Raw genomic sequence first — 12260 nt, 5'->3', positions numbered from 1 at the left:
CGCGGCCGGCTGGTAGTCGTCGAGCACAAACGGGTCGGTGATCACAACCATCCCTTGTCAGCGTACCCCAGCCCGCCTCCGTACCGGCTCGGCCCGGACGTGCCGGTGTGCTTCACCGGATTCCACCCAACTTCAAGACAGTGAGCCGCCCGCCCACCCCACCGGCCACCTCGACTCGGTCCCATGACATCGCCCCCCACAACGGTGCGTCGTACTCCTACACACGCAACGTCCACGACCAGACGGGCCGCTGCCGTGCGTGTGGAGCCCCGTGTCCCGACGCGTTCGAGCCCGTCCCGGCGACTCGGGACCGCGGCGCCTGCCCGTACTCCTCGCCGACGTCATGCCGGCTCGAGCGCCGGCCGGAGCACTCGCCCGCGTACGATTGGAATGCGACTGCAAGAACAGGTAACGATGACCGAGGCCCTCACCCCCACCACCCTCGGACCGGAGGCCCCCGAGTCCCACAAGGCGCCTGCCGCCACCGGCTTGACGCTCGGCGGCGTCGCGCTTGCGTCGGCGGCGGTGCTGGTGCTCGAGGTGGTGCTGACCCGCCTCTTCGCGGTCAGCCAGTTCTATCACTTTGCATTCCTGACGGTAAGCCTCGCCCTCCTCGGCTTCGGGGCCAGCGGTTCGATCCTCGCCGCGTTCCCGCGCTTGGGCCGAGGTGGTGCCCGGCGCTGGGCGCTCCTGGCCGCCGGTCAAGCGCTCTCCACACTCGGCGCATACCTCGTCGTCAACTCGATCCCGTTCGACTCTTTCAGCATCGCCTGGGACCGCCGCCAGATCCTCTACCTCGCCGCGTACTACCTGGTACTGGCCGTGCCGTTCTTCTTCGGCGGCGCAGTGATCGGGACGCTGCTGGCGGGTTGGGATCAGCCGTCGCCACTCGGCTCCCGGAAGGTCTATGCCGCGAGCCTGGCGGGGGCCGGCCTCGGGGCGGTGGCGGCGCTCGGGAGCCTGGCGCCGCTTGGCGGCGAGGGCGTGATCATGATGGCGGCCGCGCTGGCGATGGCGGCCGCTGTGGCATTCCGATCAGTCGCCGGCGGCCGCGGAGCAGCGGGCGGATACGCCGTGGCACTCGTCGTGCTCATCGGCCTGGCGATTACGTCGCCGGGCTTTCTCGACATGCGCCTGTCGCCGTACAAGGGGCTCACCGCCGCGCTGCGCTACCCCGGCTCGGAGCTGGTAACGACCCGGTGGAGTGCGGCCGCCCGTGTGGATCATGTCCGAAGCGACGGAATCCGCTCGCTGCCCGGACTCAGCTTCACGTACACCGGCCCGCCCCCACCCCAGGACGGCATCACCTTCGACGCCGACGACCTGGCCCCGATCCCTCGGGTGGCAGCCGCCGACGCGGACTTCGCTCCATACCTGCTGACGTCGCTTCCGTTCGCGCTGCGACCCGGTGGAGACGCCCTTGTACTGGACGCTCGCGGCGGACTCGACGTGCTTGTGGCGCTGGCCTCCGGTGCCGCCACCGTGACAGCGGTGGAGCCCAGCCGGGCCGCCCTCGATGCGGCCCGCGCCACGCCCGCCGGCCCGTACGCCGATTCCCGCGTCCGAGTGGTAGTCGACGACCCGCGCGCCTTCGTCGAAGCGACCCAGGAGCGGTTCGACGTCATCGACCTCGCCCTGACCCAGCCCTATCGCCCGGTCGCTTCAGGTGCCTACAGCCTCGGTGAGAACTACCAGCTCACGGTCGAGGCATTCGACGGCTATCTCGACCGGCTCCGTCCCGGCGGGATCCTCGGCGTGATGCGCTGGATGCAGACCCCGCCCAGTGAGGAGTCGCGGCTGATTGCGGTCGCGGCCGCCGCGGTGCGACGCCGTGGTCTCGAGCCGGAGCGCTCGGTGGTCGCGTTGCGGAGCTACGCCACCGCGCTGGTGCTGGTCCGGCCGGACGGCTTCGACCCCGCGGACCTCGCTGTCATACGTGCGTTCGCCGAAGAGCGCCGCTTCGATCCCATCGTCATGCCCGACCTCGACCCGGCCGAGACGAACCGCTTCAACGTGCTCCCCGACGACGAATACGTGCCGCTGGCCGCAGCATTGCTGGGTGCTTCCCCCGAGATCGCGTACGCTGCGACCGAGTTCGACATCGCCCCACCCACCGACGACCACCCATTCTTCGGCCACTTCTTCAAGTGGGTGCAGGCCCCCGACGTCCTCGGCAGCCTCGGGCGTACGTGGCAGCCGTTCGGCGGGGCCGGTTACTTCGTGCTCCTGGCCCTGCTTGCCTTCTCCGTGCTCGGCACGGTGGTCCTCATCGTGGCTCCGTTACTCCTGCGCCGGCTCCCGGGACGCGGCGGAGGGACACGGCACATCCGGTGGTGGACCATCGGCTACTTCGGTCTGCTCGGGATTGGGTTCCTCTTCATCGAGCTTCCCCTCGTGCAGCGCTACATCCTCCTCGTCGGCAGGCCGACCACCGCTCTGGCGGTGGTCCTGTTCGCTCTGCTGCTGGCTTCGGGAGCCGGATCGCTGGCATCGGAGCGGGTGCCGTGGCGGGCCGGCGCCGCCGCGCTGGTCGTCGCCATTGCCGCCTACCCGGCGCTCGTCGGGGTCTTGACCCGGCTACTGCTGCCCGCACCGCTCGTGGTGCGCATGGCGGGCGGCGCGCTGGCGCTGGCGCCTCTCGGGTTTCTGATGGGGACGATGTTTCCCCGGGGTCTTTCCCACCTCGAGCATCATGCTCCCGGCCTGGTCCCGTGGGCGTGGGGCGTCAACGGCACGACGTCGGTGATCAGTGCGGCGGCCTCGGCGCTCCTGGCGTTGAACTACGGGTTCACCATGGTGATCTGGCTGGGGGCGGCCTGCTACGCCGGCTGTGCGCTGCTGGCGGCCACCACGAACCGGTCGCCCCCGGCCCCTGCTCAGCCGCCAGTGAGCGGCACGAACCTGACCGCGCCCAAGTTCTCGGCGACCAGCTCACCCCCCGGGTCGGCGGTGAACCTCCACAACGTCTGGACTGCCCCCACCGGTCCGACGGGGATCACCATCCTGCCGCCCGGAGCGAGCTGCCCGACCAGCGGCTGCGGCACGTGGTCGGGGGCGGCAGTGACGATGATGGCGTCGAACGGGGCCTCCTCCTCCCACCCGAAGTAGCCGTCGGCGGTACGGGTGGCGACATCGGTGTAGCCCAGTTCGGCGAGCAGCGCCCCGGACCGCTCGGCCAGCTCCGGGATGATTTCGATCGTGTAGACGTGCATCCCCATTTGGGCAAGGACCGCCGCCTGGTAGCCCGACCCGGTGCCGATCTCGAGGACCCGGTCCCCGGGCGTCAGGCCGAGCCGCTCAGACATGAGCGCCACGATGTACGGTTGGGAGATGGTCTGGCCGTACCCGATCGGCAGGGGGTGATCCTCGTAGGCCTTGTCCCGGTACTCGTCGGGCACGAACAGGTGCCGGGGCACCGTGCGCATTGCGTTCAGCACCAGCGGGTCGGAAATCATCCGGGCCGCGATCTGCTCGTCGACCATGCGGGCGCGGTCCTCGGCGAACTCGTCGTCGGGAAACATGGGCGTAGGCGCCGAAGTCGACGTGGTCAAGGATGTCGAAGCGGGGGTCGCCACCGTGGTCGGCGCTCCCCCGCCCGAACACGCTGCGACCGACAGCGCCGCGAGCAGCATCCAGACGGCAGCCCTCATGGCCCGAGCATACCCCGGGGTGCTTCGTGTGACGGCCTCTCCACCTAGGAAGTGGTGGTGGCGCTAGAGGTTCCGGCGTGATGGTCGGAGTTGTCCTCACTTCCGCATGCTTGTGCACCGAGAGCCAAGCTGACGATGAGCAGAACCGTTGTTGCATGCAGGCTGCTGCAAGCCTTCACCGCTTTGCACGGAGTTGCTCCACGATTCACCAGGCGGTAAGGACCGATCGAGGCGGGAATCCGAATGGTCACGCTGTAGCACAGCTGTCTGGACGACATCGAGCTTGTGTCTGATGAAGTCACCGTGCTCGTCCCCTCGGACAAGTCACCGAGAACCGTCGCCCCGCAAGGGATCCCGGCCGCAGGCGTTGCTGCGTTTGAAGCAGTGACCGTAGCGGCACGTCACGAACGCTGTCGTGTACGACGATCCGGGAGTGGCCAAGGTTCGTTTCTTGTCGAATCCGACAAACGCACGGTGTGAGCGCCGGCGAACGAAGGTCCCGGAAGGGCATGCGGCACTGTCGACCACGGTGATCACGACAACGACGCACCGACAGTGGAGAGCCTCGTGTACATGAGCCGGGATAGGTGGAATGCCTGACGAGAATACGGGTTCGGGGGCCTCCATGAACGGCCGCGCGACGAATTCCTTTGATGGCCCCCACATCGTGCCCCCAACCAGTGGCGAACGCGTAGTGTTATCGGTATCCGCCCACGAACGCAAGGAGGCTGCCATGGCGTTCGAGAGCATTGTCCACAAGATCCTGACAACCGGTGCCGAACGAGGCAGCGTGCCTGCGTACGCGGTGCGCGACAACGATCGATGGGTGACGACGAGCTGGGCCGAGTATGTGTCCAAGATTCGCGACGCCGCGAAAGGACTCATCGCGCTCGGTGTCGAACCGACCATGTCGGTGTCCATCCTCGGGACCAACCAGCCCGAGTGGGTCATCTTCGATGTCGCCGCCATGGCGATCGGTGCGCTGCCGGCCGGAATCTATGCGACGAACACGCCGACGGAGTGCGCGTATGTCATCAAGCATTCCGAGTCGCCTGTGGTCCTCGTCCAGAATCTGGAACAACTGGACAAGATCCTGGTCAAGCGTCACGAGCTGCCGGGGCTGCGTCACATCGTGCTCATGGGCAACGACGCGATCGGCGGCGATGGCGCCATGACCTGGGACGAGTTCGTCGCAGGTGGCAGCCAGATCTCTGATGAAACCCTCGATGCCAGGCTGGACGGGCTCGGCCCGCGTGATGGTGCGACCCTCCTCTACACGTCGGGCACCACCGGACCACCAAAGGCGGTCGTGCTGCCCCATGAGGCTCTGGCATACATAGCCAGGGTCCTCATCGACATCATCCCGGTGGGTCCCGACGACCGGGTGATCTCCTATCTCCCCCTCTCTCACATCGCCGAGCAAGTCATAACCCTGCTCACACCGGCGGTGAGCGGCCACGTGGTCTACTACGAGACGGACATCAGACGCCTCGCGGAGACCATCAAAGAGGTTCGCCCAACGGCGTTCTTCGCGGTGCCTCGGGTCTGGGAGAAGTTCTACGCCGGCGTGAGTGAAGCAGTGAGCAAGGCCACCGGCGTGAAGAAGGTACTCGCAGACCGGGCGCTTGCCGTCGGCAGACGGCACATGGGCGCCATCAACCGGGGGGAGGCGCCAGGTGCCTGGCTCGGCTTGCAGTACAGGCTATTCGACAAGCTCGTCTACTCGAAGGCGAAGAAAGCGATGGGTCTCGATCAGGCTCGGTTCGCGTTCTCGGCCGCTGCGCCGCTCTCGATCACGATCCCCGAGTTCTTCGCAGGCCTGGGGTTGCAGATCCTCAACCTCTACGGCCTGTCAGAGTGCACGGGTGTGTGCGCGTTCAACCGTCCCGCCAACAACCGTTTCGGCTCGGTGGGCCCTGCCCTCCCTCAGGTCGAGCTGAAGATCGCCGAAGACGGCGAGATCCTGACCCGCGGCCCGAACAACTTCCTCGGGTACATGAAGAATCCGCAGGCGACGTCAGAGGCGTTGAGTGAGGACGGTTTCCTCCACACCGGTGATGTCGGATACATCGACGATGACGGGTTCCTGTTCATCACCGATCGCAAGAAGGACATCATTATCACCTCGGGCGGTGAGAACGTGACGCCGTCGCTCATCGAGATCGAGCTGAAAACAGCCCCGATCATCGGCGACGCCATCGTGATCGGGGACCTGCGTCCCTATCTCACCGTCCTGATCTCACTCGACGCGCAAGCCGTCGAGGAGATGGGCCTCGACGCCGACGCGGTCGACCACGCGGTTCAGGCGGCGATCGATGAGACAAATACGGACCTTGCCCGCGTACGGCAGATCAAGAAGTTCACAATCCTCGATGAACCGTTGTCGATCGAGCGTGGTGAGCTCACGCCCACCCTTAAGGTGAGACGCAAGGTCGTCAGAGATCACTTCGCCGCCGAGATCGACGCGATGTACGAGTAGGCGGCTCACGGGTCCGCCCGTGAAGTTGCGGCTGATCACACGTGTCAGGCCCCGCCGCTGTCAAATGGCAGCGTCTCCTGCGCCGGGCCCGTGTCGTGTCGGCGGCGCCGCCGTGCGAGCAGAGCGAGGGTCATCACGCCGAGCGCCACTAGTCCCGTCAGAGCGAAATGCAGTAGCGACCAACCTCCTCCGCCAATGGCCCCGATGCTGTAGTCATCGACGAGCGAGACATCGGGGGCGAACGATCGGTCGAACAGTCCGTCACCGTCGACGTCAAGCTCCAGCACCGGCGTGAACCCGTCGTTGGGCTCTCGCGCGGAAAGCACCACCACTCCGTGCGAGCCGGCGGTGACCTCGACATCGTCGTAGGCGAGCCACGTGGGCTCCTTGCGGTGCTCGGATCGCACGTGCAAGTCGAAGGTGCCGTCGCTCAACCCATCGATCTCGATGCGGTACTCGTCGGCGCCGAACACCACGATCCGCTGCGGCTCGGAGTAGGGGTCGAACACAACATCCGGGATCTCCACCTCAGGCGGTCCGCCGTCGACTGGACCCACATGGCGGCCTGCGCTGTCGTAGAGGTGGAGCACCACCGGGCTGAACACCTCGATAACGGTCTTGTCATCGTCCAAACGGTGCCAGGCGACACCTTCGGCCGCTGCCGAAGCCGGGCCGACCCAGAAGGCGTTGTCGGCTTCCTTCATCCAGTGGTCGATCGTCTCGACGTTGCCGTTGGCCGTCTCGAGGGGCGTCGCCCAGTCCATGTCACAGGCCACCGCGCTGGCCTTCAGGGTCCCGCCGCACTCGTTCTCGACAAAAGCCCAGAACGCAACCGTCGTCTCGAAGTGCAGCTTGGCCATAAGCAGTGTGTGGATGTAGGCGGCGTAGGCGTCCTCGACGTTCGACCACTGAGTGAGATCGCCGAGCGGATGCAGTCCCGTCGCGGCGTTCCTGGCCCAGTCGGCGCTGCGGATCATTACGTCCTTGTGGTACTTGACGTCGTCGAGGTCGGCGGCCTTCTGGATCCCCCACGCGCCGACAAGACCGACAACGGTCGTCGCCGCGATGCTCGCGACCGTCACTTCGGTGGCGGCGAACGTACTCGCTCCCAGTGCCGACTTCAGCCCCAGCCGAAGCAGCTGTTGTGTCATGGCGCCCGTGATGGCGTCGGTCACGAGGTTCTCGGCCGCCGCGGTCGCCAGCTGATCGAGCTTGGTGGGGTCGGGGAGGGTGCAGCCGGCAACTGCGCAGAGGGCATCGAGGGCCCGATCGACGCCGATCGGTGTGCTCCAACCCAGGCCTGGGATCTCGACGTTGGCCGACTCGCGTTCGGCGATGAATTTGTCCGTGAACTGCTCGACGGCGTCGCGCCGGGTCTCGAGCTGCCAGTCGACGCCGTAGACGCCGCGGCCGAGGAAGCCCCTGCTCACGGCCCACGAAATGAGCACCTTCGCCGCGAGCTGAGCGTCCGTCACAGGAAGGTACTCCTCGTTCGTGTCGTCCCAGACGAACACGCCGATGCCGGCGTGCTGCCCACTGTCCACGAGTTCCCAGGTTCGCTTGGCCGGCCCGGTGTAGGAGAGCGTGCGACCACTGAGTGTTCCGCGGATCTCGGTTCTGGCGTCGACCCAACGCCGGCCCCCCTTCTGTGAGAACAGGTTCTCCCACGGGCTGAGGTCGGTGAGCCCGGTGACGGTGAGGGTGGCGCCGGCGGTGGAGGGCGGTTGCTCGACCGTCTCCCCGGCCAGGCCGGTGGCGAGCTTCACGGTGCCGCCGGCGTCGATGTAGAGGTGCCCGCGCACGATGATCTCGTCAGTGGGGCCGGCGGCCAAGGCCCCGTCGATCGAGTAGGCGCGATCCGCCATCGCCCGCAGCGCGTACACCGTGCCCTCGAAAGCGTGGCTCGCGAAGCCACGCCATTCCAGAGCCTGAGGCGCGCCGTCCTGGACATCGAAGTAGCCCGACGCCTCCTCGCCGTCGGCGTCGGTGCCCACCCACTGGTAGTGCCCGTCGCCGAGCAGCACGCTCGACAGCGACGCGCTGTCGAGCGTGATCGTGGCGAAAGCGCCGTAGACGTCGACGGTGCCGACAGCCCCGTCGATGATCCCGCGCAGGTCCATTCGCCGATACGGCAGGACACCCTGTGCCAGAACGCCCGAGCCGGAGATGGCCGACCACGAGAACGCCCCATCCGACGGCGCCTTCTCAAACGCGCAGCTCGTCGTACCGTCGGTACCAGTGGCGCCGCATCTCGCCTCATCGACCGAGAACACGAGACCAGCCACCGGCCCCTCGACGGAGGCCGCCATGAAGTGCAGGAGCCCGCCCGTGGTCCGGCCGCCGGTCGTGGCCCACGCGGCAATGCCGATTTCGCCGAGGCAATCCGGGTCGTCGGCGTCGATCCGGCCGTCGCGGTCATCGTCGCGTTCGTTGTCGCACACCTCGTCGACAGCGCTGATCGCAAATGCACCGGAGAGGTCCCGATCGCACAGCGAGGCCGACCACAGATGATCGCCACGGGCGTCCACCCCCGTGAGGTCGACCCGCACCGTGCCGTCCGTGTCGATCTGACGCCACACGAGATCCGCCCCGGTGGTGGCACCGATCCAGTACCAGCGGTCGTCCAGCTTGACGGAGAGCAGGTCTATCGCGTGACCGTCGACGCTCGCAGAGAAGTTCACGGTCGCGCCGTCGACTGTGGCCACCACCTGCGCCCGCTGGACGTCGGGGTCCTTGCAGTCGACCAGCCCGTCGCCGTCATCGTCGAATCGGTTGAAGAAGTGGGTCTCCACGTCGCAGGCATCGCCGATTCCGTCGGCGTCGGCATCGAGCTGGTCGGCATTGACGACGCCCGGGCAGTTGTCCGACCCGTCGGGAATGCCATCGCGGTCGACGTCGCCCTGGACCCACACGTACGCAGAGGCAGAGGTCCCCGGCGTCGACGGTCGAGCGGCCGGGCGCGCCAGCACGATGTACGGACCGCGGCTGACGTCGACAGTGAACGACGCGGTGAATGTCAGTGTCCCGTAGGCCGCGATCCCCTCGCCGGCGCTCAGATCGGCATGCTGGGACGTCCGGTCCGCGACTGAACCCGCGAACTCGACGCCTTCTCGGCCTGCCACCGCCTTCACCAACACGAGCCTGACCCGGGTCGGGCCCGTCGACGCAACCGCCCCCCGATTACGTACGGTGACCTCTATCTCGATCGGCGATCCCTCGACGAACACCTCGTCCGCGGGCGTCAGGGCGGCCACCTGCAGGTCGACGGCCTGGCAGGCGTCACCAACACCGTCGCCGTCCTCATCGTCCTGTTCGGGGTTGGCCGCGAGGGGGCAGTTGTCCAAGTCATCGGCCACCCCGTCGCCGTCGTCGTCGGCGTCACAGGCATCACCGACGCCGTCAGCATCGACGTCGTACTGGTGCTCGTTGGCGATGGTGTCACAGTTGTCGCATTCGTCACCGACGCCGTCACCGTCGCCGTCGGCCTGGCCCGGGTTGGCCGCGAGGGGGCAGTTGTCCAGGACATCGGCCACCCCGTCGTTATCGGAGTCGTCATCGCATGCGTCGCCGATACCGTCCCCGTCGCCGTCGGCCTGGCCCGGGTTGACCATGAGCGGGCAGTTGTCCAGGACATCGGCCACCCCGTCGTTATCGGAGTCGTCATCGCATGCGTCGCCGATACCGTCCCCGTCGGTGTCGGCCTGATCGAGGTTGACAACGAGCCGGCAGTTGTCGTCGCCATCGACGAGGCCGTCGTCGTCATCATCGAGGTCCACGTCGTCGGCGATCCCGTCACCGTCGGTATCTGCACCGAGGGTCAGGCACGACTCGCTGCCGGCCCTAGCCACGCCGCGCATACCGCGGTATTCGGGCTGTGTCAGGTTTGTTGACTTCACTCGGTAGCTGACGTGTTCGCCGTCCGCGTTGAGACGTTCTTCCACCCGCCAGGCGTCCACCAGGACACCAACCTCCTCGTCATAACGCACGGTCCAGTCGCCGGGAGACACCTGCCATCCATCCCAGGCGAGCGTGTCCACGTTCACGAGCCGCCACGCCATACGTTCATGGGAGCTGACACCCCGCGAGTCGGACTGTTCGATGACCCACACCTCCCGGCCGGCGACACGAAAATCGACACCGTGGAGTTCGAGCGTGTCCCCCGTCCTCAGGGCGACATCGAGGGGTAGGTATTCGGGGATCGAGCTCAGCGGGTCGCTCAGCTCGTAGGAACCGGTAGAGGTCTTCTCGTATGAGGCAACCCACCGCCGCGTCGCCGTGTTCCAATCGTCGTACCACGTGAGGGCGTCCCAACGGTATGGATTCTCGATCCAGGTGTCCTCGTTGAGGAAGCCGGTCCCGGTGAATGTGAAACCCAGACCGGTCACGTCGTTGACGGGCACCTGGGTCATCGTGCTCGTAAGGCTCCAGCCTTTCCGGTCGCCACAGTCGTACCCTTCGATCGTCCAGGTGGCCGTAGGCAGGAACTGTGCGGCCGGTACCGCCTCGACCAGATAGTAGGTAGCACTGGCGCCGACAGCGCCGGCCGCACAGCGGACCATCCGGTACGACTCCGCCACCGTGAGGGGCCGGCCGACGAGCTGGTCTTTCATCAGGGCATCGAGAATCGTCAGATCGCCGCCGACGACAACGACGCTCACGATCGTCACCTGCTCACCAGCGCGGTCCGATGGGGTGAGGAGTTCGATCATGTAGGCCGGCTCTATCGGCGGAGGGCCTTGCAGGGTCGCAGTGTCCGTCACGGTGAAGGTGGCATCGCCGAAGGTCGGGCAGCCCCCTTCCGAAGCGGCTGCTGTCGCTGCGCCCGACTCTGCTCGCACGATACCCGGAGCCGGTACGACCGTGAACGCACCTATCAGCGCTGCTATCAGAACGAACACGGTCACGGCACACCGTCGGTGCCGGGCGCGGTGGAAGTCTCCACAGCACATCGCACACTAACGATAGCCCAAGCACCTGTTGGGCCGGTTCCCGCGGCCGCCTGCCCTTGCCGGCCGAGCGGAGCTATTCGCTGGGTTCGCAGAGCGTTAGGGACAGGCCCGCTATCACTGCAGAACGGGCCGGTCCGATCCAGCGAATCAAGCCATCTGTCCGCCCTTCACCTGGTCGGTTTCCCGTCAGGGTCTTGGTGTGAGCGATAACCGGATCGCTTAGGCCAAGAACGCCCCTTGGTCTCATGACTTGTCGTTCCACACCCCATCCGCACGATCGAGGAGGTGACTTCCGGACATCCGACGGCCGGCCGGCACCAGCACGTGCCAGAGTGGAGGTAGGCGAGATGACGGCTGGGAGAGTGAGCTGAGATTCTGCGGTTTGTGTTTGGCATCGTCGTGGCGGTGGTGGTCGTCCTCGGGGGACTCTGGCTGTTCCAGGGCCGGTTGATCTACTTCCCCACCCGCGGCGTCCCACCGGTGAGTGAACGGCTCCACGCATGGGAGGAAGTCGCCTTCGAGACAACCGATGGCCTGACGCTACACGGCTGGTTCACACCACCTTTGAAGCACGCTCCTGTGGTGGTCGTCTTCAACGGGAACGCAGGCAACCGGGCCGGCCGGGCGCCTCTCGGCGCGCGTCTGGCGGCCGAAGGGTTTGGAGTGCTGCTATTCGACTACCGCGGCTACGGGGACAATCTCGGCCATCCGACTGCCGCCGGGCTCGCCCTCGACGCCCGGGCGGCAGTGCAGTGGGTCCGACAGCGAACTCCAGGGAACGATCTGGTCTACTTCGGTGAATCGCTGGGCGCGGCCGTCGCCACAGAACTGGCCCTCGCCTTCCCGCCGACGGCGCTGGTCATGCGATCACCCTTCACCTCCCTGGCCGACCTGGCGGCCGTCCACTACCCGCTCCTCCCCGCCCGGATCTTGCTCCGGGATGGGTACCCCTCGCTCGACCGCATCGGCGACGTGGCCACGGCCACCTTGGTGATCGGCGGAGCTGAGGATTCAATCGTGCCGCTCGACCAGAGCCGAGCCATCTTCGAGGCGGCGCCCCACCCCAAAGAGCTGGTGATCGTCTCCGGCGCCGACCACAACGACCTCCTTCTGGTCGCCGGTCCCAAGGTGATCGAGGCGACGGTCCGCTTCATCACCGAGGCCGGTTCGCATCGATGACAG

Annotated in this window: 4 protein-coding genes; 2 read left to right on the top strand and 2 right to left on the bottom strand. The window is 66.8% G+C overall.

Annotated elements, in window-relative coordinates; translation table 11 throughout:
- Positions 1–2876: 2876 nt before the first annotated feature.
- Positions 2877–3521: a protein-L-isoaspartate(D-aspartate) O-methyltransferase gene (locus GWP04_10825; protein ID NIA26044.1), complete on the bottom strand. Its 645-nt coding sequence runs from the start codon at positions 3519–3521 to the stop codon at positions 2877–2879.
- An 862-nt stretch (positions 3522–4383) separates the two neighbouring features.
- Here GWP04_10825 and GWP04_10820 point away from each other — a divergent pair.
- Positions 4384–6129, top strand: coding sequence for an AMP-binding protein (locus GWP04_10820; GenBank protein ID NIA26043.1), 1746 nt, complete (start codon positions 4384–4386; stop codon positions 6127–6129).
- Positions 6130–6173: 44 nt separating this feature from the next.
- Here GWP04_10820 and GWP04_10815 read toward each other — a convergent pair whose 3' ends face one another.
- Complete coding sequence (locus GWP04_10815) at positions 6174–9485, bottom strand: hypothetical protein (protein NIA26042.1); 3312 nt, start codon at positions 9483–9485, stop codon at positions 6174–6176.
- A gap of 1998 nt (positions 9486–11483) precedes the next feature.
- Between GWP04_10815 and GWP04_10810 the strand changes: the two genes are divergently transcribed.
- A complete protein-coding gene (locus tag GWP04_10810) occupies positions 11484–12257 on the top strand; it encodes an alpha/beta fold hydrolase (GenBank protein ID NIA26041.1) in 774 nt (257 codons plus the stop codon).
- The last annotated feature ends 3 nt before the right edge of the window (positions 12258–12260 follow it).

It is taken from the genome of Gammaproteobacteria bacterium (assembly GCA_011682695.1).
Taxonomy (GTDB): Bacteria; Actinomycetota; Acidimicrobiia; order Spongiisociales; family UBA4744; genus BMS3Bbin01.
The sequence above is the reverse complement of the archived record's forward strand: the minus strand, read 5'-3'. Positions and strand labels throughout refer to the sequence as shown.